Source organism: Rhodococcus opacus B4, assembly GCF_000010805.1.
GTDB lineage: Bacteria > Actinomycetota > Actinomycetes > Mycobacteriales > Mycobacteriaceae > Rhodococcus_F > Rhodococcus_F opacus_C.
In genome coordinates this window covers 2,651,003-2,676,345 of record NC_012522.1, presented here as the reverse complement: position 1 = coordinate 2,676,345, position 25,343 = coordinate 2,651,003, and the positions used below count along the sequence as shown (strand labels likewise).

The window sequence follows — 25,343 nt, the reverse complement described above, 5'->3', positions numbered from 1 at the left end:
GTGATTCAGCCTCGCTCGTCGTTGTCGGTCGGGAACTGGGCGACGAGGGTCTTCTTGTCGACTTTCTCGCCGGCCAGCGTGGGAAGGGAGACGTCTCGGAACTGCCAGCGCGTCGGAATCGCGAAGTACGCCAGCGTGCCGGTGAGGAATTCGCGTAGTTCGCCGGGGGTGGGTGGGGTGATACCCGCCCGGAAGACGACGACGGCGGCCAGCTCTTCTCCGAGATCGGCGTGCGGGAGTCCGATCGCCGCGACTTCGGTGACGTCGGGATGGGCGGCCAGTGCGGCCTCGACGTGGGCGCAGGCGATGTTCTCGCCACCACGGATGACGATGTCCTTGCTGCGGCCGTCGAGGAAGAGGTAGCCCTGCTCGTTGATGTGCCCGAGGTCGCCGGTATGCAGCCAGCCCTCGGAATCGACTGTGTCGTCGTCGATTCCGATGTAACCGAGCATCACCGTGGGCGAGCGGACGAGAATTTCGCCGATTCCTCGCTCGTCGGGACCGAGAATCTGCAGTTCCACAACGGAATAGGGGCGCCCGACGGTCCCGGGGTACCGTTCGAGATCCCGATTGCCTGCGACGGTGAGGAATCCGCCCGATTCGGTCATGCCCCAGGTGTTTCCGAGTCCGCGCTCGCGAAGCTGGGGGAGCTTTCGCTGCATCCGCTCGAGGAGTCCGGGGGTGACCGGGGCGCCGCCCAGCGGCCAGGACCGCAAGCTCGACAGATCGAACGAGTCGAAGTCGGGGTGCTCGAGGACCCGGCTGGCCATGGTCGGAACACCGCCCCAGCTCTGGACCTGCTCCTGTTCGATCAGCGTGAGCACCTGCTGTGGGTCGAACTTGCCGTCGTTGAGGACGATCTTTCCACCGTTGACCAACTGTGTGACGAGGTTGGATATCCCGCCGATATGGAATAGGGGAGTGCAGACGAGCGTGGATGCCTGCGGGGCGTCGGCGGGGACCTGCTGGGGCAGGCGCCGGGAGCGCAGCAGCAGGTTGTGCTGGTTGGCGACGACGGAACGCAGTGACAGTTCGACGGCCTTGGGCATGCCCGAACTGCCGGACGTGAAGAGGATGAGTGCCGCTGCATCTTCGTCTCCCTGCGGCGCCGCATCGTCCTGCCGACGGGCGGCCGGTTCCGGAAGGTCGGTGTCGAAGAATCGACGGAGATCGTTCACGGATACCGTGGGGACGGTGACCGTTTCCGGTAGCTGCGGGATGTCGGTGACGACACACCTCGGGGTCGCCACGTCGACGGCGTTCTCGATCTCATGGGGGCTCCACCACCGGTTGCCGAGCACCGGGACCGCGCCGATCATCCACAGCGACCACAATGCGAGGACCCAGTCGGGGCTGTTGTAGGCGAGGAGCATGACGCGATCGCCTTCATGGATGCCGCAGTCGTGGAAGTACTCACAGGCCAGTGGTATCGATCGGGAGAATCGTTCGAAGGTGATGCGGCGTTCGCCCTGTACCAGATACGTCCGGTCGTTCCACCGCTCTGTGCTGAGTAGAAGTTCCGCGAACGACCGCGGATGCGGCTCGTAGAGCAGTCCGGGGTGGCCGGCATACTCGGAGGGGCGCACGTCGGTGCCCCACACCTGCTCGAGCGATGTGCGCTCGGTGCTGTCGATTCCCGTCATCGTCCCTGCCATGATCCTGGCCTCTTTTCCTTGAAGGCGCTCACTGCTTCACGCAGATCCTCGGTGGACGCGCTGATGGCTTCGAGGTAGAAGGCGGTGTCGAAGACCTCGTCGATGCGCGCGTGCATACCCTTGTTGAGAGCCCGCTTCGTGAGTTGAACCGCAGCCGGGGGTAGAGCGGCGACCTTCGCGGCGAGCGCTCGAGCCAGCGGGGCCACCTCCTCGGGATCGTCGACGAGTTCGGTGACCATGCCCAGCTTGTACGCGTCCTCGGCGAGGAGCGGTTCGCCCCAGAGCAGGTGCCGCTTCGCGCGGACCATGGGCAGGTTGGCCGGCCACGTCACGCAGCCCCCGTCCCCAGGTACGAGCCCGAGGTGGACGTGGGGATCCGACAGCTGAACCGACGGGGTGGACACGATGGCGTCGGCGGTCAGGACCAGGCTGGTCGCCACACCGAACACGTGTCCGTGCAGAGCAACGACAAGGGGCTTCGGGAAGTCGGCGAATGTCCGGAACAGCCGACGTCCGTCGTCGACCTGCTCCATCAGAACCCGCAGATCGTCGTTGGCGGCGAGCATCGCCTCGGTGTCGCCCCCGGCGGAGAAGTGTCGTCCGGTCGACGTGAGTACTACGGCGCGAACGTCGCGATCCCGGCCGAGTTCGCTCAGTGCCTCGCCCAGTTCGTCGAGCAGGGCGCCGTCGAAGCGATTGAGTACGTCGGGGCGGCACAGCTGAAGTTCGCCCACGTGACCGTCTCTCGACAGTTTCACAGTTTTGTAGTCCGTCATTTCGGCCTTTCGACTCGACGAAGATTCGGTCATCGGTGACCTCTCACGCGGTAAATGCGCGAGCCGTGACGTCGATGACTGTCGTGTGCACTCGGACTCGGTGCGATTCGATCGTAGCCTACTACGTTGCTTCCTCGATAGTTGTTTATTAGAGTAAGTGTGGGCCCCGCGCCGGTGTCTGTTCCCGGCGTGGCGCCGTTCCCAACGGTTTGGCAAAAGGAGTGCGCTGATGACGTTTGCTTCGCGCGATGCGGAGGATGGTGGGGCACAGTCGGCTCTGCGCTGCGACGACACCGAGGTGACGTGGGAGGAGGCCGATGCGGTTCTACGGCGGATAGCGAACGGTCTGAACGCACTCGATCTCGGCGCACTGCGGCGGGTGGCGGTCTTCGGCGGGAACTCCACCGAAGCGGTTCTGGCGTACGGAGGAATTACCCTCGCAGGCGCCTCCGCCGTGCCGGTCAATTTCCATCTGACCGCCGACGAAGCGGCCTACATCTTCGAGGACTCGGGCGCCTCTGTTGCGTTCGTCGACGCCAACACACTCGATCGTGGTCGTGCCGCGGCCGCGGCATCCGGAGTATCGACGATTGTCGTGTGGGGCGACGCCGGGGAATCGGCCGACCCGGCCGTCCATCGATGGGACGACTGGCTGGGCGCCGCGTCGGACGCCCAGCCGAGGACCGACCTGGCGCCCCTGCCCTCCCTCGTGTACACCTCGGGCACGACCGGTCGGCCGAAAGGGACCGAACTGCCCCCGACGGCATTCGCCGGTGGTGCCGACATCGCCGAACACCTCGACCGTCTCCGCGAGAACTCACTGGTCAAACAGGGACGTCACCTGGTTGTCGGTCCGCTCTATCACAGCGGCCCTTTGGTCGGGACCAGGCTGTTCCTGGCCGGCGTGCCGGTGACGGTACTGGCCAAATTCGACCCGGAGAGCGTGCTAGAGGCGATCGAGAGGGACCGGATCGGTTCCTCGATCATGGTGCCGACGCATTTCCAGCGAATTCTCGCGCTTCCGGAGGATGTGCGGGCGAAGTACGACCTGGATTCGCTGCGTTTCGTCCAGCAGGTCGGGGCGAAATGCCCGACCGACGTCAAGGCGGCGATCATCGACTGGTGGGGTCCGGTCGTGTGGGAAAGCTACGGTGCCAGTGAGGTCGGAACCGTGTGCCGTATCAGCGCCGGCGAATGGCTGGAGCACCGGGGATCCGTCGGAAGGCCCGTTTCACCGTTCGAGGCGATGGTCGTCGACGCCGACGGAAAGCCGGTGCCCGCAGGGGTTACCGGCCGGCTGTACTTTCGCGATGCCACAGGCCGCGGGGTCGTCTACCACAACGCATCGAATGCGGACGCGCACCTCGAGCCGGGTCTGTTCACGCTGGGAGAGATCGGCTATCAGGATGCGGACGGGTACGTCTACATCACGGACCGCTTCTCGGACATGGTGGTCTCGGGTGGGGTGAACATCTATCCCGCAGAATCCGAGCAAGTGCTGGCAACGCACGCCGGGGTCGTCGAAGTAGCGTGCATCGGTATCCCGGACGAGCAGATGGGGGAGCAACTCCTCGCGCTCGTCGTGCGCCGCGGTCCCTCCGTCACCGAGAACGACATCCTCGACTACTGCCGTGAGCGACTGTCCCACTACAAGTGCCCTCGATCCGTCGAGTTCGTCGAGACGCTGCACCGCAGCGCGGTGGGAAAGATCAACAAGCGCGCGCTGCGTGCACCGTACTGGGACCGAGACGACGAATCCGCCCCCGCCGGGCGCTGAGTCCCCGGGTCGAGCCTGCCGGCTCCGGTCGGGCCACCAGAGCTCGGCCGGAGCAGGTCGGCCGATGCTCCCATGCCGCAGCAGCGCGCGTCAGTGCGCGCGGTCGAGGTCGCCGGCGGCCTTCCGGATCGGAGCCACGATCGCCACCAGTGCCTCCGCCTGGTCCGAAGTCAGACCGGGAAGGCCGAAATCCGCCTTGCTCAGCGCGGCGGTGGCCTCGTCCACCAGTGTGCGGCCCTCGTTCGTGATGGTCACAAGGGTCGCGCGCCGGTCGTTGGGGTGTGCCTGCCTGGTCAGGAGCCCGCGGGCCTCCAGGCGGTCCGTCGCGATCGTCACGGTCGTCGCATGAACCAAGAGGTGCCAGGCCACCCGGCTGAGCAGGCGGGTACCGGTGTCGCTGAGCTGCAGAGTCTTGAGCATGAGGTAGTCCGTCAGGCTCATCTCGAAGCCCTTCTTCAGCTCCTGTTCCAGTACTGACGTCATGAGCTGGTGGAGACGCAGGACCGAACTCATCGCCAGGAACGGATAGGGGTCGTCGTCGACCTGCTGCTGCCAGTAGAACTTGATCCACTGCATGGGATCGAGCTTCTCGGCTTCTGTCAGTTCGGCGTTGCGTGCAGTCTTCCCCGCAACTTTCTGTGCCACCGTGGTTCTCCGTTCTTCGCAACCGTCCAGGCCGCGCACTAATGCTCAGATCAGATAAATTCGACTTTTAGAGTATCTAGGTTAACAGCTGGTGCGCCGGACGGCGGAAAATCGTGACGTGGATGCACCGGCGTTACCGCAGACACTCGTCTTGTCAATGTTCTACTATTAGAGTAATCTGCGGAGCGTACGTAGTCACGCACAGGACTGCAGGCCCCTTCCGCTGATCTTCCGCAAGGTGGTGTAACTATGGTTTTCAAACTTCGGCACCCGCTGAACGGTCACGTCTATTCCGCACTTCCCGACGCGCGAGTCGAGGTGGACAAAGGCGGTAAGACAGGCATTTTCGACCGCCACGGCGTCTGGATCTCGGGCGAGATCCGGACCGCGGATCCGGAGATGTGCCGATGGGTCGGCACACATGAGAAGGCAGTGGTCTCCCGACACGCCTCTGGTTTCGGGAGAAGCCATGCATCCACCCCGACCCCGCCTGCAGAAAAGGTGTGAACAAGACGATGACCGATGTCGAACCGCGGACCCGCACAGATCGCTCGCCGGGCGTGAGCTACCACGACCTCCTCGCCGCGGACACCCAGCATGTTCCCGACTTCCTGAAGATGGAGTCCCCGCACGATCTGGGGACCGCGGACATTCCGGCGTACTTCTACTTCTCACCGGAGATTCACGAACTGGAGAAGGAGAAGATCTGGCGCAAGACGTGGCAGTTCGCCTGCCGTGAGGAGCTCATTCCCCACGTCGGAGACACCGAGATCTACGATATTGCCGGCATCTCGATTCTCCTGGTGCGCACCGGTCCCCGTGAGATCAAGGGATACTACAACGCCTGCCTTCATCGGGGACGACAGCTTCGCGAGGAGCCCGGCACCGTCCGCGAACTCCGCTGCCAGTTCCACGGCTTTTGCTGGGCACTGGACGGCAAGCTCGCACACGTCCCCGCGCAATGGGACTTTCCGCAGATCGAACCGGAGAAGTTCGGGCTGCCCGAGGTCCGGGTCGACACCTGGGGCGGATTCGTATTCATCAACATGGATCCGGACGCCGAACCGCTCCTGGACTACCTCGGTGAGCTACCGGCGCAGTTCGAGCGCTGGGATTTCGAGAATCGCTACACACAGGCGCACGTCGAGAAGGTTCTCCCGTGCAACTGGAAGGTGGCACAGGAAGCCTTCATGGAGTCGTTTCACGTCGTCACCACCCACCCGCAGCTGCTGCAGGGCATCGGCGATGCGAACTCCCAATACGATTACTGGAACAACGTCAGTCGCGCGATCACGCCCCGAGGTACGCCGAGTCCGCACCTCACCGTGCAACCGACGGAGCAGGAAATCTTCGACTCGATGATGGGCCTCGGCCTCGAGGACGCACCGATCAAGACCCTGCCCGATGACGTGCGCGCACGCACCGTGATTGCCGACGCCACCCGCAAGGCCATGAGTGACATGCTCGGCGACAAGGCGCAAAGTCTGTCGGATTCCGAATGCGTCGATACGTTCTTCTACACGGTGTTCCCGAACTTCCACCCGTGGGGTGCATACAACCGGACGTGCTACCGCTTCAAGCCCAATGGTGACGACCCCGAGACCTGCATCATGGAGTGCCTGGTCCTGTCGCCCTTCCAGGGGGAGCGTCCGGCGCCGGCCAAGGTCCGCCGGATGGGGTTGGACGAGACCTTCGTCGACGCAGACGAGTTGGGGACGCTGGCGAGGGTGTTCTTCCAGGACGAATACAACGTCGGATGGGTCCAGAAGGGCCTGCACACCCTCGTGGAGAACAAACCGGGAGTGACGTTCGGCGCTTATCAGGAAACCAAGATCCGACACTTCTACGACCTGTACCGCAAGCGGATCGGGAGGTAGGCGTGATCACACACGACGGAGAGGTCGACATGTCAGAACAGACGCTGTCGCACACGACGACCACAGACGCCGGATCGATCCCGGACACCGATGTGCTCGAACAGATGTATCGGTTGATGGTCACCACGACCCTGGCCGACAACCGTTCGACGCAGGAGGCGAAGGCAGGCAGGCTCCAGGCCGCCTTCTACCCCGTGCGGGGAATGGAGGCGGTGTGCGCGGCGCTCGGTGCGGTGCTCACTCCCCAGGACCGCTTGGTCTCGACGTACCGAAATCTCGGTGACGCACTCGCCAAGGGCGTCACGTTGCGGTCGATCATGGCCGAGCTGTACGGCCGCATCGACGGCACGTCGAAGGGCAAGGGAGGGCCGATGCACCTCCACGACACGGCGGTCGGCTTCATGGCAACCACGGGCATCGTCGGTTCCGGACTGCCGATCGCGGTAGGTCTCGCCCTCGCGAACCAGCTCGACGGAGGTGGCGCGGCCACCGTCGTCACATTCGGGGACGCCGCCACGTCCATCGGCGCCTACCACGAGGCCATGAACTTCGCCGCGCTGTGGAAGCTCCCGATCGTCTTCATCTGCCAGAACAACCAGTGGGGCGAGCACACTCCGATCGCCGAGTACGCGCCGTCCGTCGAGCTGGCGAAACGCGCATCGGCGTATTCGATGCCCGCCGAGCGCGTCGACGGCTTCGACGCACTCGCGACAATGCACGCCATCGAGACCGCAGTGGAACGTGCCCGACGCAACGATGGCCCCACCTTCCTCGAATGCGTGACCTACCGACTGACAGGTCACAGTGGTACGGCCGACTTCTCCTACGTCCCCCGTGACGAACTGGGGGCGGCCATGCAGCGTGATCCTGCGCCGACCTTCCGATCCTGGCTGATCGACCGGGGGCTCACCACTGCCGAGCGCATCGAGGCACTGGACCGCGAAGCGGAAGCCTACGTCCTCGACGCCTTCCAGTTCGCGGAGAACAGCCCGCTGCCCCACGAGGACGAGCTGTTCACCGACGTATTTGCCGACGACACCTGGGTACGGAGTGTGAAGTGACTACCACCGAACGCAGCACGGAAACCGCCGTCATGACGTCCGCGGCGGCGATGAACTCCGCCCTCGACGTGGCCATGGCCGCCGACGACAAGATCATTCTCCTCGGCGAGGACATCGCCGAACCCACCGGCGGAGTGTTCAAAGTAAGCAAAGGGCTCTCGACGAAGTACGGCGTCGAACGGGTGCGCTCGACGCCTATCGCGGAGCAGGCGATCGTGGGAACCGCGGTCGGACTCGCACTCGGCGGATACCGCGCCGTCGCCGAGATCATGTTCTTCGACTTCATCGCGGTGTGCATGGACCAGGTGGTCAACCACGCCGCGAAGTTCCGGTACATGACCGGCGGCGCCACCCCGACGCCGATCACCGTCCGGACCGTCGTGGGCAGCAGCCGATTCGGCGCTCAGCACGCCCAGTCTCTCGAGGCGTGGTTCATGCACACCCCCGGAATCAATGTGGTGATGCCGTCGTCGCCCGCAGACGCGAAAGGCCTGCTCGCCGCGTGTCTCGAGTCGGAGGACCCCTGCCTGTACATCGAGCACATCTCGCTTGCCTACAGCAAGAAGGAAGAAGTGCCGACGGGGCACTACAGCATCCCTCTGGGACAGGCGAACGTACTGCGTCCCGGGCGAGACGTGACACTCGTTACCTACGGACCCCAGGTTCCCGTCGTCGAGCAGGCAGCGGAGGAACTGGCCGCGAAGGGAATCGAGGCGGAGGTGATCGACCTGCGTACCCTCGTCCCCCTCGACTTCGACACCGTTCTTTCTTCGGTGGAACGGACACGACGTGCGGTCATCGTCCACGAGGCCACCCAGTTCTGTGGGCCGGGTGCCGAAATCAGCTCCCGCATCCACGAGGAACTCTTCAACGAACTGATCGCGCCGGTGCAACGGGTGGGTAGCGACTACTCTCCCGTACCCTTCTCGTCCGCGCTCTCCGGCTACCCGACGGTGGCCAAGATCGTGAGCAGCGTCGAGGAATTGATGTGAGCGCGATGCAGACGATCGAGCCGAACGGCACCGCGGACGCCGACACCACGATCCCCACCCTCGACGAGTTCCGTGCGGCGGCGAAGGAGTTTCTCGACCGCACCGCGGAGCCGCGGCGACCGCGAACCGCGGAATCGTGGGGGGAGGGCGACGACACCTTCAGTCTCTTCCGCGGTGCAACCTCGGAGGACGCGAAGGTCGCATGTGATTGGCGGAGGACGGTCTTCGACGCCGGCTTCGGATGGATCCGGGGGCCCCGCGAATGGGGTGGTCGCGGACTGCCGTCGAAGTACGAGAAGGCCTACCTTCAGATCGAGCGAAACTACGAGACCCCCTCCCGTTCGCCGCTCGGGGTCAGTCTCGGAATGGTGGGGCCGACCCTCGACCAGTTCGGATCCGACACCGCGAAGAAGCGATGGCTGAAGGCGCTCTACCGCGGCGACGTCGTGGGATGCCAGCTCTTCAGCGAACCTGCCGCCGGTTCGGACCTGGCCGCCGTCAAGACCAGGGCGACCCGGGTCGAGGACCACTGGGTGATCAGCGGCCAGAAGGTGTGGACCTCCGGCGCGCACTACTCCGACGTCGGACTTCTTCTTGCCAGGACGTCTGCCTCTCCCCGCCACAAGAACCTCACAGCATTCGTGATCGACATGCATGCACCCGGCGTCGAGGTGCGTCCCCTCCGGCAGATGACCGGCGGCGCCGATTTCAACGAGGTCTTCCTCGAGGGTGTTCGCGTCGAGGACGAATTCCGGCTCGGTGAAGTCGACGAAGGCTGGCAGGTCGCTCTCGCGACGCTCATGCACGAACGTGGCGCCATCGGAGGATCGGCGGGCGGCGGAAGCGGTCTGTTCGACATGAATCGGCTGGCGGGCATGCTCGTCCAATTGGACGCGCAGTTCGATCCGGCGATTCGCCAGGAATATGCCAAGGTGTATGCGGGCGTTGCCGCGGCGAAGGCGATGAGAGCGCGCGCCGAGGCAGCTGCCAAAGCAGGCCACCTCCCCGGACCGGAGATGTCGCTGTCGAAGTTGGCGCTGACGCGAAACCTGGCCGCCCTTTCACACCTGGTGAGTCAGACGCTGGGTCCCAAGTTGCTCGCGGACACCGGGGAGTGGGGTACCTACTCCTGGTCCGAGTTCGTGCTCGGTGTACCTGGATTCCGGCTCGGTGGCGGGACCGACGAGATCCAGCGCAACATCATTTCCGAGCGAGTCCTGGGGTTGCCGAAGGAACCGGTTACCCCGGCTCCGAGCGCATCGACCAAGGGCTGACAGCCCGATCGACGCTGTGGTCCGCCTCCTGGGTGACTGCAGCCATTCACACGCATTCGAGTAGGAGTTTCACATGGGAAGCTTGGACAACGCCGTCGCGATCGTGACGGGCGCAGGCCGGGGAATCGGCCGTGAACACGCACTGCTGCTGGCAGCGGAGGGCGCCAAGGTCGTCGTCAACGACCTCGGTGGTGGTCAGGACGGTACCGGTGCTGCGTCGAGTCCCGCAGAGGAGGTCGCAGCCGAGATCCGCGCGAACGGTGGCGAGGCCGTGGCGAACGGTGACGATGTCGCGGATTCGGCCGGCGCCCAGCGCATCGTCGACACCGCCCTCGAGACGTTCGGACGCCTCGACGTCGTCATCAACAACGCAGGAATTCTGCGCGACCGTGTTCTCGTCAACATCGAGGACGAGGATTGGGACCTCGTGGTCCGCGTCAACATGCGGGGCACCTTCCTGGTCACCCGAGCGGCGGCGCGATACTGGCGCGAGGAGAGCAAGGCGGGGCGGCCGGTCAACGCTTCGGTCGTGAACACCTCGAGCGAATCCGGGGTCTTCGGCAACCCCGGCCAGGCGAACTACGCCGCAGCCAAGGCCGCGATCGCATCGCTGACCCAGGTCAGCGCGAAGGAACTCGAACGATACGGCGTGCGCGTCAATGCCATTCTCCCGCAGGCACGTACGCGCTTGACCGTCAGCGCCTTCGGCGACGCCCTGTCGTCCGACGAAGGCAAGTTCGATCGGTGGGACCCGGCGAACGTGTCTCCGTTCGTCGTATTCCTGGCCTCACCCGAATCCGAACTCAGCGGAGAGGTCTTCCTCGTCGGCGGCAGCCGGGTGCAGAGGATCAAGCCGTGGGAGAAGGATCCCGAGTGGAAGCTGCAGACCGAGGGACGCTGGTCGGTGTCCGACCTGGCGAAGGCAGTCCAGGACGCCGGTATCCCGGCCGGCCAGAAGTGGACCGCGAACCCGAACGCAGGCAAGAAGTGACCGCCGGCGCCATCCAGTCTGCACCGGAAACGGAGGAGGCTCGGATGCCCGAAGCGGTCATCGACGACGCGATGATCGCCTCGATGGAGTCGAAGATCGGTGCCCAGTTGCGGATCGATCACTCGGTCAACAATGAGGAAGCCACTCGAATTGCGGTGGCCAAGTTCGCGGGCGGAATCGGCGACATCAACCCGCTGTGGACCGACGCCGAGCACGGCAGGCGTTCCGACTACGGCGGGCCCGTCGCCCCGCCCTCGTTCTCGATCGGCTGCTTCTCCGGAATCCAGTTCGGCTGGCCCGGACTCGGTGCCTTCCACTGTGCAACCCAGATGGATCTCCTCGCTCCGATCTATTGGAACGACAAGATCAGCTCCGGGTGCCGCTACGACGGATTCACCGGTCCGCGGCCCAGCAACTTCGCCGGCAAGATGGTCACCGACACGTTCACCAACACCTACGTGAACCAGTTGGGCCAGGACGTCGCCGAAATCCGTTGGCAGGTCGTCAACTACGAGCGTGGTGCCGCAAAGAGTAAGAGTAAGAGCAATAAGCGGGATATTCAGGTACCGCACCGGTGGACCGTCGAGGAGATCGAGGAGGTCGAGCGGAAGGTCCTGGCAGAGAAGCCGCGCGGCGAGAATCCCCTGTGGTGGGAAGATGTTGCCGTCGGCGATGCAGCCTCGACCCTGACGAAGGGCCCGATCGGGCTGACCGACGAGGTGGCCTTCGTGGCCGGCGGTGGCGCCCCCATTCCCCGGCTGAAGGCGAACGCATCCGCCGCGCTCGACTACGCCGCCCACCCCGCCTGGGCGTTCCGTGATCCGGTAACGAAGGCACGTGAGCCGATCTATTCGGTGCACTACAACCAGGCGGCGGCGAACGCGATGGGCGTCGCCTACCAGTACGACGTCGGATTCCAGCGCCAGTGCTGGCAGATCCTCGCGTTGACGCACTGGTGCGGGGACAACGCCTGGGTCAAGCACGTGACAGCGGAATACCGGGGATTCGTGTACCTCGGAGACGTCATCGAGCTCGGCGGGACCGTGACCGGCAAGCGGGTCGACGAGGACGGCGAGCACGTCGTGGAACTCGAAACGTACGCGCGAAACCAACGTGGCGACAACGTGATGCCCGGAACCGCCGTGGTGGCACTGCCGAGCTGCGGGGCGCCGCAGTCGCCCGTGGCGATCCGGGCCCGCGCAGCCGAAAGCATCCGCTCCCATGTCTGACGTCATGGTCGAGGAGCGCGACCAGCTGCGATCGGCGGTTCGCAGCGTCATCACACGGCATGGTGACGTTCGAGCGTGGCTGGAGTCGACGGTCGACACCGGTGACGACTGCGACCTGAGCTTGTGGCGGACACTCGCAGAGGAGGTCGGCGTCGCCGGACTGCTCGTCGCCGAGGACCTCGGGGGCGCCGGCGCACAGGTGGCCGACGCGGCCGCAGTGTTCGAAGAAACCGGACGCGCACTGTCGCCGGTACCGCTCTTCTCCACGGTGGGCCTGGCCTCGGCGATACTCCTGGGGTGCGGTGACGCACCCGAGGCGGGGCGACTGCTGCAGAAGATCGCGGAGGGCGCGGTCGTCGCGACGGCGGCGTTCCACGAGACCGAGACCGGCTGGTTTCTCCCTCCGACGTCGACTGCTGCCACCGAGACCGACGGACGATGGCATGTCACGGGGAAGAAGGGCTTCGTCGTCGATGCCGCCGCCGCAGACATCGTGCTCGTCACCGCGTCCACTCCCCACGGCACGGGACTGTTTGCCGTGGAAGCCGGCGCGGCGGGACTCCAGAGGCGAATGCTCGACTCACTCGACCTCGTGCGTGCTCTCGGTACCGTCGAATTCGCGAATACCCCGGCAACGCTGCTGGCGACCGGAGAGGCCGCGTCGGCGGCCGTGGCCAGTGGCCTCGATCTGGCCGTCACGCTGCTCTCGGCCGAGTTGGTCGGCGCCGGGCAACAGTGCCTCGACGAGGCTGTCGCCTACGTGAAGCAGAGGGTGCAATTCGACCGCAAGATCGGCAGCTTCCAAGCCATCAAGCACACCCTCGTGGACGTGCTGCTCGAACTGGAAATGGCGCGGTCGGCCGCTGACGCCGCCGTGGCGGCGGCGGAGAAGTGGCTGCGTAACCCCGATCCGGGGACTGCGACCGCGTTGGCGATCGCCGCGAGCGTTTCCAAATCGGTGTGCGCCGATGCCTTCATGCACATCGCCGAGGAAACGCTGCACGTTTTCGGCGGGATCGGGTTCACCTGGGAGCACGACGCGCACCTGTACTACCGCCGAGCGAAATTCGGCGAACTGTACCTCGGAACCGCCAGCGAGCACCGCGAACGGGTAGCGCAGCTGTCCGGGTTGGGGGAAAGGCGTGTCTGAGGTCCTGACCACCCGCTCGGAGGGTGTCGTGACGGTCACGCTCAACCGGCCGCACCGCAAGAACGCGCTGACCGGTGAACTCGTGGAGGGGGCGATCGCCGCATTGGAGGAGATCGCCCGCACTCCCGACGACCGTGCCGTCGTGATCACCGGGGCCGGCGGCGCATTCTGCTCGGGCATGGATCTCGGCGCCCCGTTGGAACCGGACGAGCTGACATTCATGCGCCGAGTGGGCCAGTTGTGCACTCTTCTCCACGACCTCCCGCGGCCGACCATCGCGAAGGTCGAGGGACCCGCCGTCGGATTCGGATGCAACTTCGCGCTGTGCTGCGACCTCGTAGTCGCTGCCGAGGATGCCGTTTTCGGAGAGACGTTCGCCAACTTGGGAATTTCAGTCGACGGTGGTGCATCCTGGTCCCTCCCTCGACTCATCGGTGTGGCGAAGACGAAGGAGATCCTGTTCTTCGGCCGGCAGCTGACGGGCAAAGAGGCCGCGGAGATGGGGATCGCCAATCGCGCGGTTCCCTCCGGCGAACTCGACCGGTTCGTCGAGGAGTGGGCTCAGACTCTGGCGGACGGGCCGACGTCCGCGTTGGCGATGATGAAGAGCCTCGTCAACGTGTCCACGGAGTCTTCTTTCCACCAGGCGATCGACCGGGAGGCGCTCGGCCAGTCGGTCAGCTTCAAAGGCCAGGAGGCGCGAATCGCCGGCCGCGCGCGGATGAAGAAACAAATCCCTAATTTCCGGAATCCGTGATCCCGGACCAGAACCAGGAGCCGTAGCGACGATGTCGGGTGCGACAAGCCCCAGGGCAATTCAGCTGAATGGATGCTTCAACTTTCGGGACCTCGGTGGACTTCCTGCCGGTTCGGAGACCTCGATCCGCGAGCGCGTGCTGTTCAGGTCGGATGCACTCGGCCGGCTCGACCGCCGCGATCAGCGAGTCCTTGCCGACATCGGACTGCGGACCGTCATCGACCTGAGGACGTCCAAGGAGGTCGAGCAACACGGACTGTGCGCGTGGTACGAGCGATCACCGGAGCTGCATGCTCTGCCGCTCGTGGCGTGGGAGTCGCTGCCGACGAAGTCCCAGTCACAGGGGTGGTGCACGCCCGCGCCGTTGATCGACGCCTACCACCAGATGCTCGGGGAGGGCCGGCAGACGATTGCGGCAGCACTGACCGTGCTCGCCGGCGCCGGTGCACTGCCCGCTGTCGTGCACTGCACGTCCGGGCGGGACCGGACAGCGATCGTCGTCGCGGTCCTGCTGGGGATCCTCGGCGTTCCCGACCATCAGATCGCCGAGGACTACGCGCTCAGTGCGGCCGGTATGGCGCGCAGCCTCGCATGGATGCGCGAACACGATCCGGTGGCGATGGCGCTGATCGTCAACGATGAGGCCTCGATGGTGTACACCCCGCCGGAGGTGATGCTCGGGTTCCTCGATGCCTTCCGGCGCGAGTACGGATCCTTCGAGCGCTACGTCGATTCGATCGACCGGCGCGCCGAGGTCGGCCGCCTCCGCCGGTTACTGACGGTGGGCGGCTGACCTCGGCGTCTATCGCCGAGGGCCGGTGAAGGCGTCCTGCTGCCAGCGTTGTTCGCGCTCGAGCTGGTGACGCATGTACTCACGCGCGGCTTGCCGGCTCGGGTGCGATTCATCAGGTGTCGCGTCGATGATCGAGACCAGCGCAGCACGGAGGCTAACAGCGTCACGGTGGAGGTCTGCCAGGTCGGGGTATCGCGGCGCCGGTGCATCGTCTATCGCCGCCGCGATGGATGTGCGGACCTCGGCTGGGTGGTCCGCGCGGTGGAGGGCCGCCGTGAGGACGCCGCGTAATTCATCGTTGCCGGCATGCAGCGCCGAGATTTCGTCGGTCGTGCGTGCCCGGACCGAGCGCAGCATCTGCGCGACGGTCTTACACAAACTCGCTGCGTGGTCGTCCTGGACGTGGGGAGCGATGTCGGTCTCGACTGCATCGATGATCGACGTGAGAACGACATCTGTCGTGGGATAGATCATTGTGAGGACCTCACTTTTCCGGGTGCGGCGCCGAAGAGGCCTGCCAGGCGTACTTCGCTGTGGAATCCGATTTCGGCGGCGTTCCACACGAACCGCAACGGTGGATGGTCCTGATCGCGCACCTGCGCCGCCGCATGATGGGTGTACAGGAATTGCAGCAGTCCATAGAGCGCTCGGTAGAAGTCGATCCGCTCGACCGTGACCTCGATGCCGGTGCGGTCGTAGTAGTAGGACAGCGCTTCGGGAAGGCCCCAGAGGCGCCGCCCGCCACGCTCGATCTCGGGAATCATTTCCTGAATCTGTGCGAAGTCGTAGGCCGGATCACCGAGTGCGGCGAGTTCCCAGTCGGACATCGCCACGATGCGCCCACCGGACCAGACCTCCTCGCCGTGTCCGTTGGTCCCCTTGCACAGAGTGATCTGCGGGCAGTCCCGGGGAGCCGACTGCAGCAGGCGCGACACGCCCTCGCTGAGTATGGGATTCGGTTCGAACTGAAACCGTTCGAGCTGTGCCACATTTGCGCGAACCAGATTCGCGGCGCAGTCCGCCGGGGAATCCGGCACTGCGAAGATGTCAGCGAATCCCAGACTTTTCCAGTCCGCGGTGTGCACCAGTGCGAGCTTGTCGAGGTGTTCCTTCGAGGCCGCGATGCGCATCTCGTCGTGCGCTTCATCGGTGCTGCTGATGAAGGGAAGCTTCCAGTCACCGGCGACATGGGTGCGCACGTATGCCGGCCGAGAGTCCGGGCACCAGTCGTGGTTGTCCTCGAACCACAGCGCCTTCGAGGTGGGAATCGCGGAGTCGCGCAGGAACCGATAGACGTCGTACTCGGTCTGCAGCGAGGTCGGAATGATGCTCCCGCTGGCGTGGTCACGGCGGACGACGAACTGCTGCGGCGCCCAGGTTCCGTGGACCAGGACGGTCGCGGTCACCGACCACGTCTCCCGCGACACTCCTCGCGAGAGACGCTCGGCTGCGGCGATCCGAACGTCGGTAGCCTCTGGGTCGATGTCGCCGAGCCGCTCGCGGAACCACCGCTCGACGAACGCGACGTCTCCGAGTTCCGCCATCACTGCAGACCGTAGGGAGCGAAGGGGCCGTCGAGGAACAGCTCGGTATGGCCGGCACCATCCCAGCGTCGGCCATCGGGCGCCAGGGTGGTGACCCGGGAGAGATACTCCTTGCCGTGCAGATTGCGGTGAACCGTGCCGTCATACATCGTGTGGTCGAACGGTTGCTCGGCGAAATCGAACTCGTCCCATTCGACGCTCACACCCGGTCCGTGGTAGGTCCGCATCGAACCGCCATCCTTCCAACTCCCGGCCTGATAACCGATGGTGGCGGTGACCCACGGCGGAGCGACCGGTTCGACGTGCTGCACCCATTTTCCCCCGTCGGCATCGAGAAGGGTGACGGTCGCCGCGCGCAGCAAGCGCGTACCCGGCACGAGTTCGAGCTCGTGCGACCCGCCCACCAGGTCGATGGTTTCCGTGTCCCATCCCAGGTGCAGCCTGCCCTCGAAGGGCGTACCGAACGTGTCGTTCATCGGCACCTGTTTGCCGTCGGGTGATTCATGGATGGCGTAGAACCCCGACAGTTCACCGGCACCGAACAGCGTCCAGAATCGCAGGGCGCGAGGCACCCCCTCCGCTGCTCGCGGGGGTAGGAATCGTGGATTCGGTGCGAGCGGCGGCCGTTCGTGGTAGAGCCCCCACGAGTGATCTCGGCTGCCGTACCACTGGGTGGGCTCTACATCGATGCGTTCACCATCGATCTCGATCCAGCCGAGCGCTGTTCCGGCCTGGGAGTACCTCGTCTGGTCGGTGGTCGGACGACCACGATTCGTTGCAAGATGGTGCGCTTCTTCGTATGCCGGGGAGGAGCCCATCCAGTTCAGCTCGAATCGGAGACCCGAGGGATTGTCATCGAGTGTCAGACGGATGTCGCGATACGGCTCGACGACCTGGATGCGATAGGGGCCTACGACGGTGTCGCACAGTTCACGCCAGGTCCGGCTGAACCGGACGGTCCTCTGGATGCCGTCGCGACTGAAGCCGACGTACCCACCGACGATGTCGGTGTTGGGGTTGATGCGCAGACCCTGGAAGCAAACGATCCGGTGGTCCGCGGAGAAGACACTGAAGAAGTAGCCGTCGTCGAACCCGGGGTCGGTGTTCGTCACCACCGACAGGGGGTAGGAAGTTTGATGGACGGGAAGTTCGTCGTACGGACTCAGCATGGAGATTCCTTTCAGGCGGATGCGCCGTTCGGCTATCGTCACGAACTTGTTCATCCAAAGATCTAATGTCCGACTATCGTACCTTAGTGTGAACTCGGTCACCATGGGGAGTCGGGGGCTCGGTGATCGGCGAGGCTCACATGCGGTCGACCGGTCCGAGATGGTCGAGCTCGCCGGCGTCCAGTCGCCTCACGATGCGAGGAGCTTCACCGGCATACATGTCCTCCCCCATGATGAGGCCATCCGGGCTGATCGGCCAGACGATCAGCGCCTGGTACTCCACCAGGAACCATGCCGACGAGTCGTCCTGCAGGCCGCCGTAACCACGGGTGGTCAGCACGGCGCCGGAATAGGCATGGCGGAAAACGCCTTCGGTGACGACGGCGTCATGGTCCACCACGACGCGTCCGATCTCGAACTCGAGTCGATTCTTGCCGATCCGGATGGCGGCCCGATAGAATTCCGCCACTTCGTCGTATCCCTGCGGTCCCACACTCGTAGAGGCGCCCCATACCTGATATCGCGGTTCCGGGACGAGAGTCGCCATCAAGGCGGGAATGTCGCCGCGCACTTCTGCCTCGACGTGTCGTGCGACGACCTCCATGTTCGCGCGCAGTCGAGGGTCCCGCTCTGCTGCGGCACGATCTGCGAGGAGTTGCCAGGTCTTGGCGGCTACGGGGCTCAACGGGGTGATCATCTGGTTGCCTCGCTCGTGTAGGTAGGGCCTGCCGACGCCCATCGATGCTGTGAACCGTCGGCCGTGTCCCCCGCAGCCATTGCCTCGGGGAGTGGGGAGTGTCAGACTGACGGAAGCGCGATAGTCGCGTAGTTCATTATCTAATAATAGACTGTTGTCGCGGACGAATGTCCCGGCGATCCGAATATTTTCTGTGGAGAGGTGTGGCGAGTGAGTACAGCGTTGGTCACGGGTGCGGGACAAGGCATCGGACGTGCGATCGCGCGACGGCTGGCGAAGGACGGATTCTCCGTCGTCGCCGTCGATCTGGATGCGGAGAAGGCGAAAGCGGTGGCAGAGGAAGTCGGCGGCCGGGCGGTGGCCTGCGATGTCTCGGACGTGGATGCGGTACGCGAACTCTCGCAATCCGTGGACGACCTCGACATACTGGTGAACAATGCCGGAATCTTCCCGGCGGCGTCGTTGGCCGATGTCGACGTCACGCAGTTCCGCCGCGTGATGGACGTCAACGTCGTTGCGCCGTTGCTGCTCACCCAGCAACTGCTGCCGCAGCTGACAGCCTCTGGCGGATCGGTAGTCAACATCGCCTCGATGGCGGCGAAGGTGCCGACACCGGGGACCGGGGCGTACTCACCCTCGAAGGCGGCAGTCGTGTCACTGACGAAACTCTGTGCCGTGGAATTCGCGCAGACCGGTGTGCGGTTCAACGCGGTCGCTCCCGGCGGAGTGGCCACCGAAGGGACGGCCGCCGCGATGGCTGATCCCGCCCGGGAGGAGCGGTTCAACTCGCTGGTCCCGCTGGGCCGCAGGGCCGCGCCCGAAGACATCGCGGATGTCGTGTCGTTCTTCGGTTCGAACGACGCCCGCTACGTCACGGGGCAGGTGCTGTACGTCGACGGCGGTCTCTCGGAAGCGACGGTGCGATTCCTCCAAGCCGCGCAGCGTGGCTGACGAACACTCACCTACACCATGGACCGCAGTGTCCGGCCCCGCATCGATGGCGATCCGGGCCGCGGTACCAAGTTTGACGCAAAGCGAGAGGCGAGTAGCCGAGGTCTGTCTGGAGCGGCCGAGGGACGTCGCGTGGGGCTCGGTGGCCGATCTCGCCGCTCAGTCACGCGCGTCGTCCGCGACGGTCGTTCGCGCCTGCCGACGTCTCGGCTACGCCGGTTTCCGGCATCTCCGTGGAGCGCTTCTGGAAGAACTCGGCGCTTCGGCACGCGAATTCTCGCCACGCCGTCAGTGTGATCCGGCATCTGCTGCCGACGCCTTACGCTCCACGTTTGCCGACTTGTCGGAAGGACTCCGGGAAACGCTCGATGCGTTGGATCCGGTTGCAGTCGACGGGGGGTGCGACTGCTCGCCGGAGCCGACGTAGTTCTCGTCCTCGGAAACGGACGATCAGCGACCTTGGCGGCCGCATCCGCTGCACTATTCCTGGAGGCGGGTCGGCGGGCGCAGGCGCCGGCAGATGCACTCGTTCAGAACGTGATGGCGGGTCGACTTCAGCGCCCGAACGTAGTCCTCGCCGTGAGCTGTAGTGGACAGAATCCGATCACCCTCGAAGCAGTGCAGGCCGCTCGCGCCACAGGAACGGCGTCGGTCGTGGGGGCGTCCGGTCGTGCGGAGTCAACCCTGATCGAAACGTCCGATATCGGGATTGTGGTCCCGCCGGCGAGATTGTGGTCCCCGCCGGCGAAACGGTGAGTGTGCTTGCAACGCTGATGAGTCTGCAGATCGCATCCTCCTCGATGATCGCAGCATCGTCGAACGGGTAGCGAATCAGCCGCCGGGACGAGGGTGGAGAAAACACCACGCCCCGGCGACCCTTCTCCGGTGGACTGCCTACTTGATTGCGTTCAGCTCCTCGATCTCGGCGACCGCAATGGCGCCGCCTGTCGTCTGGCCGATGACGAGTTTTCCGGTCGCTGCAGCGACCGAATCGATATCACACGGTCCGGAGCCCGGCCGGGGAAGAGGGAAATAGTCGATGTGGTGAGTTGTGGTGTCGAAGCGTCCGATCGTGCTTCCTCCGGTGAAGCCGCCGTTCGCGGACCACAGGTTGCCGTCCGACCCCAGAACGAGCGGGCCCATCGAGGGAACGGGCACCTCCGGCGTTGCGATCGGGTATTCGGTGATGTCGCCGGATATGGGATCGATCCGGCCGATCTTCGCGCCCAGCGTCTCACTGAACCAGATCGCGCCGTCGGCGCCGAGCGTCAGTCCCTGCGGTACCGCGCCGGGCGTCGGCACGTCATGGTGCGTAAACTCGCCGGTCGCGGTGTCGTACTCGACGATCCTGTTGGCAAGGGCTGCGGAGAACATCATCTTGGCGCCGGCACCCGGCATGATGATCGTGGTGGGAACGTTCAGGCCCCCGCCTGGAATCGGCACCTCGGTGATCTGGTGTGTCGTCAGGTCGATTCGTCCCAAATTCTGGGCGATCGATTCGGTGAAGTACATGGCATTATCCGGCCCAGGCCAGATGTCCGTCGGAGTCGAGTTCGGGCTCGGGGTGGGGAATGCATTGAACAGCCTGGTGTCGGGATCGAGGAACGCGACACCACTGGAAGCGCCGAAATACGTGAACCAGAGCTTTCCGTCCGGCCCGAACGCCGCCCCGCCGGCGGTCGTTCCCGGAACGGGAAGTGGATAGCGCGCGATCTCTCCGGTCACGGGATCGAGGACGCCGAGACTTCCGATGTTTCCGTTCGATCCTGGATTGACGATTTCCTCGACGTAGATCTGGTCGCTCGGGGCGTGGTAGATCCCTTCGCACGGCGCATGCAGTGGATCGGGGTACTCGGCGAATCCGCCCAATGGATCTGCGGCAGAAACAGTCATCGAGAGGGTCCATGCAGTTGCGGTGGCAGCGAGGACGGCGATCGAGGCGCGGGTCCTCGAATACAGGTTGTGGCGTGATGACACTGTCGATCCCCTTCATGGTGATGAGGTACAGGTGAGTGCGGCGTCGAAGTCTACTTACAAATAGTCGATGTAGCGACTATGGTGGTGACTGGCGTCACATTGGACGCTTGTCGATCGGCGGCTGACGATGCAGCGCATCCGCGCCGAACATGACCCGCCCGCAGTCGGATTCCACTCAGGTGCCGGCGGCGCGGTCTCGATCGCTCATCACACCCACAATGAGGAGTTCTGCATGTCAATTCGCAGGTCATCGATAGTGCTGTTGGTGGTCGGACTAGCGCTGATCGTAGCGGCCGGCGTGATCAGATTCGTTGCTTTGCCGTCACTGACGAAGCTTCCCGCCGACCTGAGTCAGGGCCAGAAGTACGAGGGAACGATGAGTGCGCTGAACCCTCAGGCGTTTGCGGCGAACGACCTTGCGAACCTCATCACGCCGGAAATGCCGATCACGGCCGACCGGTCACTGACCGTCGACGCAACCGATGGCGACACGGCGATCGTCACCAGCAATACCGCAATCACTCTGCCGGATGGATCAACGCAGAAGGACGTGCACAGATACGCAGTCAGTCGCGTGGACTTCGCACCCGTGCAGCTTACCGATGAGCAGAAGCAGACGCTGATACCCGCCGCGGACAAGGCCACGTTCGAGGATCACGAGGGCATTGCGTTCAGCTTCCCGATGGGACCCTCCGAGGACGGCAATCTGCTGTACGACGCAGTGACCCGGTCCGGGCAGGCAGCGACGTACGTCGATTCGGGAACCCTCGAGGGGCGAGAGGTGAACAACTACGAGGTCAACGCCTCCGGTCCCATCGAGAGCCCGACGGTGCTGGCGCAGTTCAAGGACTTCCCGTCGCAGCTTCCCAAGGCTGTCGTCGCGGGCCTCCTGCAGGCGGGCATCGTCCCCGAGGCTTCGCGAGCGACTCTGCAGGCCGATCTCGCGACGCTCCCCGACGTTCTGGACCTGGGGTTCGGAAGCGTCAACGTGGCAAAACTGGCGGTGGACAAGCAATTCGGCGCACCTCTGAACGTCGACCAGACGCAGAGTATGTACGTCACCGTTCCGGTGAACGGTGAGAATGTGCCCGTGCTTCCGCTCTCGACCGTCAAGCTGCACACCGCGCCGAGCGAAATCACCGGCCTGGCAGGGGACCTGTCGAAGAACGGCATGCTGCTGTCCGTCGCGGGTGTGTGGGTGCCGCTCGGGTTGGTCGTCGTGGGGCTGCTCTTCGTCGCGATCGCAGCGGTGCGCTGGCGCAAACCCGTCTCGGTCACACCGGAGCGGAAGGCCGAAGCGGCGCACGTCTGATACTCGACGAACGGAACGGGATGGGCTCGCACGAGTGCAGTGCGAGCCCACCCCGTTCAGGTGTCTTCCAATCGGTTTGTCAGTGTGGGATCGGGGTGCCGTTCCAATCGACCAGGGTCCATCCGGTGTCCGGGCGACCGGTGATGACGACATATCCGGTGTTGCGGAGGGGGTTGGTTTTCAGCAGGCTCACGTCGGGGTTGTCGACGTTCATGAGTGTCCAGATCATGATCGAGCCACCGTGTGCGAACGCGATGGGGTGCGTGTCTCCGCTGTCGGATATCTGCTCGACGGCATCGTCGAAGCGCTGGTCGAATTCGTTGCCGTCGATGGAGCCGGGGATTCGCGCGTCACGCTGCCCCTGGAGCCAGCTGGTGGGCGCCGCCAGGTAGGTGCTCTGCGCAGTGGCCTCCGGTTGACCTTCGTACTGTCCGGCTTCGATTTCCCGTAGACCAGGCAGCACCTCGACCGGCTCGTCCACAGCGCGGGCCATGAATTCGGCCGTTTCCTGCGTGCGAACCATCGTGGAGGCGTACACGCCGTCGAAGTCGTGGCCGGCGAACCTGTCGGCCGCAGCGCGCGCCTCGTGCCGGCCCTTGTCCGTGATGTTCGGGCCGGGTGTGGACGTGTCGATGAGCCCGGACGCGTTGCCCGCGGATTCGGCGTGGCGCATCAGGGTGATGGTGATCGGCTCTGCGTCACTTCGAGTTGGTGGTGCCGAGCTCGGCCCGGATGCGGTCGTGGTCCCGGCGCACGCCGTCAAGGAAACGACGGTGGCGACGGTGGTACTTGCGGTGGCAAGGATGGAACATCGCCGATTCATGGTGGTCCTTCCAGAGGCTGTGCGGGCACGTCGACCGGTGGGCTCGTCGATCGAATGGTGTCACGTGTCCCGTCCGAGGTAGCCCTCTTGCATGATGCTCGCCACCAGCGCACCCGAGCGGTTGTAGATGCGGCCCGCTGCGAGTCCGCGACCTCCGGTTCCGTTCGGGGAGTGCTGGTCGTAGAGCAGCCAGTCCGCAAAGTTCGCGGGCCGGTGGAACCAGATCGCGTGGTCGAGAGAGGCGACGATACCGGGGCCACGCGAAGTCTTGCGCGCCTGAAGCATCACCGAGTCGAGGAGTGTCAGATCGCTGACAAAGGTGATCAGGCAGCTGTTGAGCATCGGGTCGTCCGGGATGTCACCGTCGGGTCGCAGCCAGAGCCGGCTCCGCGGTGGTGGCGCGATGTCACGGTCCAACGCGACGCGGGGCGGTGCGTTGAAATAGCGCATGTCGAACGGGCGTGGGCGGACCCACCATCCGTCGTATTCGTCGGCGTACGGAGCGAGCTGTTCCTCGATTCGAATGAGGCTGTCCGGCTCCGGAACCGCGGGCATCTGCTGTTGATAGTCGATACCGGAAACCGGCGCGTTGAGGGAGATCATTGCCTCGAAGATGACGATCCCGTTCTGAGTGGCAGCCACTTTCCGGGTGGAGAACGATCCGCCGTCCCGGAGGGACTCCACCGTATAGACAAGAGGAACGGTAGGGTCACCAGGCCGGAGAAAGTAGCCGTGGAGACTGTGTGGCAGTCGCCCCGGTGCAGTCCTGCCGGCCGCCATCAAGGCCTGCGCCGCAACCTGGCCGCCGAAGACGCGTTGTCGGTCCTCGACAGGTTGTGCTCCCAGGAAGGTTCGTGGGCTGATCTCGGCGAGCGAGAGGAGGTCGAGAACCTCGGCTACGGTCGACGTCACAGCGAGGCAAGCACTGGCATGTCGCCGCGCTTGACCCCTGCACCGAGCTCGGTGCGCAGGCCGGCAGCAGTTCCCAGCAGCTGTTCCAGTATCAAGCCGCGTCGGAGGTAGCGATGGAAGCTGTGCTCCCAGGTGAATCCCATCCCGCCGAGCAGTTGCTGGCAGTTTTCGGCAGCGCTGCGGAAGAACCTGCCCGACAAGGTTTTCGCGAGGATCGGTGCCTCGGCCGCACTGGTTTCCCAGGCGGCATCTGCGGCAAGTTCTGCGCATTCCTGCCACACTCGGGCGTCTGCGAGTGCATGTTTCACAGCCTGGAAGCTGCCGAGTTCGCGGCCGAACTGCTTGCGCGACGTGACGTGGTCGACGGTGGCGGTGAGCATTTCGCGCCCGATCGCGTTCAGCTCGTACGCCAGGGCGCGGTTCGCCGCCGCTCGAATGTCCCGCCAGAGATCGGCGGCTTCGTCACCCGTCGACAGCACGGTTCCCTCGACGGTGCCCGCGACACGCGTCCACCTTGACTCCGGTTCAATTCCCGCAGGTTCGAACGTCAGGTTCTGTTCGTCGAGCGGAGTCTGAACAAGGATCAGATCGTCCCCGAGGCGTGCGGGGACGAGTAGCGACGCGGTAGCCCGGGGGTCCAGCGAGACGATTCCGGAGACAGCGACGGTGCAGTGGTCCGCGCCGGGGGTTGCAGGGTTCTCGACGACGCTCCCGACACGGGCCGAGCCGAGTGGGGGGAAGACGATGCGTGTGACCGGTGCGTTCGGCTCGCGTTGCCATTCGCTCCGACCTGTAGCGGCTAGCGCCACGTCGTCGACGAAAGAGGCGTGCGGGAGGAGACGTCCCTCCAGGTCCGACAGGATGCTGACGGCGGTTTCGGCGTCTTCCTCGAGCAACTCGTGCCAGCCGAACTCCGCGACGGCGTCGGGCCAACCGTCCGGACCCGCTGCGGCGGTCACATGCTCGAGGCTCGTACGAAAG

25 protein-coding genes are annotated in these 25,343 nt (G+C 64.8%); 14 read left to right on the top strand and 11 right to left on the bottom strand.

Features of this window, described 5'->3' with window-relative positions:
• Positions 1-5: 5 nt before the first annotated feature.
• Positions 6-1,655 carry a class I adenylate-forming enzyme family protein gene (locus ROP_RS12370; RefSeq protein WP_231868895.1) on the bottom strand — a complete coding sequence of 550 codons (1,650 nt, stop codon included), beginning with the start codon at positions 1,653-1,655 and terminating at the stop codon, positions 6-8.
• The gene (locus ROP_RS12365) at positions 1,640-2,389 is read right to left on the bottom strand and encodes an enoyl-CoA hydratase/isomerase family protein (protein WP_231868894.1); all 750 of its coding nucleotides are present in this window, start codon (positions 2,387-2,389) and stop codon (positions 1,640-1,642) included. The genes ROP_RS12370 and ROP_RS12365 overlap by 16 nt, the downstream gene beginning before the upstream one ends.
• A 271-nt stretch (positions 2,390-2,660) precedes the next feature.
• Between ROP_RS12365 and ROP_RS12360 the strand changes: the two genes are divergently transcribed.
• Positions 2,661-4,208 (top strand): AMP-binding protein, encoded by a 1,548-nt coding sequence (locus tag ROP_RS12360; RefSeq protein ID WP_012689691.1) that lies wholly within the window; start codon positions 2,661-2,663, stop codon positions 4,206-4,208.
• A 90-nt stretch (positions 4,209-4,298) separates the two neighbouring features.
• Here the strand turns inward: ROP_RS12360 and ROP_RS12355 are convergent, their stop codons facing one another.
• Positions 4,299-4,853: a MarR family winged helix-turn-helix transcriptional regulator gene (locus tag ROP_RS12355; RefSeq protein WP_012689690.1), complete on the bottom strand. Its 555-nt coding sequence runs from the start codon at positions 4,851-4,853 to the stop codon at positions 4,299-4,301.
• A gap of 515 nt (positions 4,854-5,368) precedes the next feature.
• Between ROP_RS12355 and ROP_RS12350 the strand changes: the two genes are divergently transcribed.
• The 9 genes from ROP_RS12350 to ROP_RS12310 all read left to right on the top strand — a co-directional run bounded on the left by ROP_RS12350 (position 5,369) and on the right by ROP_RS12310 (position 14,977).
• A complete protein-coding gene (locus ROP_RS12350; RefSeq protein WP_050785201.1) occupies positions 5,369-6,730 on the top strand; it encodes an aromatic ring-hydroxylating oxygenase subunit alpha in 1,362 nt (453 codons plus the stop codon).
• Between the two features lie 29 nt (positions 6,731-6,759).
• Positions 6,760-7,791, top strand: a complete 1,032-nt coding sequence (locus ROP_RS12345; RefSeq protein ID WP_063721444.1) for a thiamine pyrophosphate-dependent dehydrogenase E1 component subunit alpha — start codon at positions 6,760-6,762, stop codon at positions 7,789-7,791.
• Positions 7,788-8,783 carry an alpha-ketoacid dehydrogenase subunit beta gene (locus ROP_RS12340; RefSeq protein ID WP_012689686.1) on the top strand — a complete coding sequence of 332 codons (996 nt, stop codon included), beginning with the start codon at positions 7,788-7,790 and terminating at the stop codon, positions 8,781-8,783. The genes ROP_RS12345 and ROP_RS12340 overlap by 4 nt, the downstream gene beginning before the upstream one ends.
• Before the next feature lie 5 nt (positions 8,784-8,788).
• The gene (locus ROP_RS12335; RefSeq protein WP_050785200.1) at positions 8,789-10,057 is read left to right on the top strand and encodes an acyl-CoA dehydrogenase family protein; all 1,269 of its coding nucleotides are present in this window, start codon (positions 8,789-8,791) and stop codon (positions 10,055-10,057) included.
• Positions 10,058-10,130: 73 nt separating this feature from the next.
• On the top strand, positions 10,131-11,048 hold the full coding sequence (locus tag ROP_RS12330) for an SDR family oxidoreductase (protein WP_012689684.1): 918 nt from the start codon (positions 10,131-10,133) through the stop codon (positions 11,046-11,048).
• A gap of 44 nt (positions 11,049-11,092) precedes the next feature.
• Positions 11,093-12,277, top strand: coding sequence for an FAS1-like dehydratase domain-containing protein (locus ROP_RS12325; RefSeq protein WP_167315957.1), 1,185 nt, complete (start codon positions 11,093-11,095; stop codon positions 12,275-12,277).
• Positions 12,270-13,427: an acyl-CoA dehydrogenase family protein gene (locus tag ROP_RS12320; RefSeq protein WP_012689682.1), complete on the top strand. Its 1,158-nt coding sequence runs from the start codon at positions 12,270-12,272 to the stop codon at positions 13,425-13,427. The genes ROP_RS12325 and ROP_RS12320 overlap by 8 nt, the downstream gene beginning before the upstream one ends.
• The gene (locus ROP_RS12315) at positions 13,420-14,184 is read left to right on the top strand and encodes an enoyl-CoA hydratase/isomerase family protein (protein WP_012689681.1); all 765 of its coding nucleotides are present in this window, start codon (positions 13,420-13,422) and stop codon (positions 14,182-14,184) included. Before ROP_RS12320 ends, ROP_RS12315 begins: the two co-directional genes overlap by 8 nt.
• A 31-nt stretch (positions 14,185-14,215) precedes the next feature.
• Positions 14,216-14,977, top strand: coding sequence for a tyrosine-protein phosphatase (locus ROP_RS12310; RefSeq protein WP_012689680.1), 762 nt, complete (start codon positions 14,216-14,218; stop codon positions 14,975-14,977).
• A gap of 9 nt (positions 14,978-14,986) precedes the next feature.
• On the opposite strand, the gene ROP_RS12305 is transcribed toward ROP_RS12310, so the two are convergent.
• From ROP_RS12305 to ROP_RS12290, 4 genes are read right to left on the bottom strand one after another with little or no spacing between them, the layout of a single operon-like run.
• Positions 14,987-15,451, bottom strand: a complete 465-nt coding sequence (locus ROP_RS12305; RefSeq protein ID WP_012689679.1) for a hypothetical protein — start codon at positions 15,449-15,451, stop codon at positions 14,987-14,989.
• Positions 15,448-16,521, bottom strand: coding sequence for a phosphotransferase (locus tag ROP_RS12300; protein WP_043824650.1), 1,074 nt, complete (start codon positions 16,519-16,521; stop codon positions 15,448-15,450). The genes ROP_RS12305 and ROP_RS12300 overlap by 4 nt, the downstream gene beginning before the upstream one ends.
• Complete coding sequence (locus tag ROP_RS12295; protein ID WP_231868893.1) at positions 16,521-17,792, bottom strand: hypothetical protein; 1,272 nt, start codon at positions 17,790-17,792, stop codon at positions 16,521-16,523. The genes ROP_RS12300 and ROP_RS12295 overlap by 1 nt, the downstream gene beginning before the upstream one ends.
• A gap of 34 nt (positions 17,793-17,826) precedes the next feature.
• Positions 17,827-18,294: a nuclear transport factor 2 family protein gene (locus tag ROP_RS12290; protein WP_231868892.1), complete on the bottom strand. Its 468-nt coding sequence runs from the start codon at positions 18,292-18,294 to the stop codon at positions 17,827-17,829.
• A 303-nt stretch (positions 18,295-18,597) separates the two neighbouring features.
• Between ROP_RS12290 and ROP_RS12285 the strand changes: the two genes are divergently transcribed.
• From ROP_RS12285 to ROP_RS45240, 3 genes are read left to right on the top strand one after another with little or no spacing between them, the layout of a single operon-like run.
• Entirely contained in the window at positions 18,598-19,338 is a 741-nt protein-coding gene (locus ROP_RS12285; protein ID WP_148222456.1) for an SDR family NAD(P)-dependent oxidoreductase, read from the top strand.
• Complete coding sequence (locus tag ROP_RS45245; RefSeq protein ID WP_148222455.1) at positions 19,220-19,765, top strand: MurR/RpiR family transcriptional regulator; 546 nt, start codon at positions 19,220-19,222, stop codon at positions 19,763-19,765. Before ROP_RS12285 ends, ROP_RS45245 begins: the two co-directional genes overlap by 119 nt.
• A complete protein-coding gene (locus ROP_RS45240; protein WP_012689673.1) occupies positions 19,738-20,094 on the top strand; it encodes an SIS domain-containing protein in 357 nt (118 codons plus the stop codon). Before ROP_RS45245 ends, ROP_RS45240 begins: the two co-directional genes overlap by 28 nt.
• 138 nt (positions 20,095-20,232) lie before the next feature.
• Here the strand turns inward: ROP_RS45240 and ROP_RS12280 are convergent, their stop codons facing one another.
• Entirely contained in the window at positions 20,233-21,231 is a 999-nt protein-coding gene (locus tag ROP_RS12280) for a Vgb family protein (RefSeq protein WP_231868891.1), read from the bottom strand.
• 316 nt (positions 21,232-21,547) lie between these two features.
• Here ROP_RS12280 and ROP_RS12275 point away from each other — a divergent pair, with 316 nt between their 5' ends.
• Positions 21,548-22,627: a porin PorA family protein gene (locus ROP_RS12275; RefSeq protein WP_043826476.1), complete on the top strand. Its 1,080-nt coding sequence runs from the start codon at positions 21,548-21,550 to the stop codon at positions 22,625-22,627.
• A 79-nt stretch (positions 22,628-22,706) separates the two neighbouring features.
• On the opposite strand, the gene ROP_RS12270 is transcribed toward ROP_RS12275, so the two are convergent.
• The 3 genes from ROP_RS12270 to ROP_RS12260 are packed head-to-tail and all read right to left on the bottom strand — an operon-like array spanning position 22,707 to position 25,321.
• The gene (locus ROP_RS12270) at positions 22,707-23,450 is read right to left on the bottom strand and encodes a histidine phosphatase family protein (protein WP_012689670.1); all 744 of its coding nucleotides are present in this window, start codon (positions 23,448-23,450) and stop codon (positions 22,707-22,709) included.
• 60 nt (positions 23,451-23,510) lie between these two features.
• Positions 23,511-24,362 carry an acyl-CoA thioesterase gene (locus tag ROP_RS12265; protein WP_012689669.1) on the bottom strand — a complete coding sequence of 284 codons (852 nt, stop codon included), beginning with the start codon at positions 24,360-24,362 and terminating at the stop codon, positions 23,511-23,513.
• The gene (locus tag ROP_RS12260; protein ID WP_012689668.1) at positions 24,359-25,321 is read right to left on the bottom strand and encodes an acyl-CoA dehydrogenase family protein; all 963 of its coding nucleotides are present in this window, start codon (positions 25,319-25,321) and stop codon (positions 24,359-24,361) included. The genes ROP_RS12265 and ROP_RS12260 overlap by 4 nt, the downstream gene beginning before the upstream one ends.
• Positions 25,322-25,343: the final 22 nt, after the last annotated feature.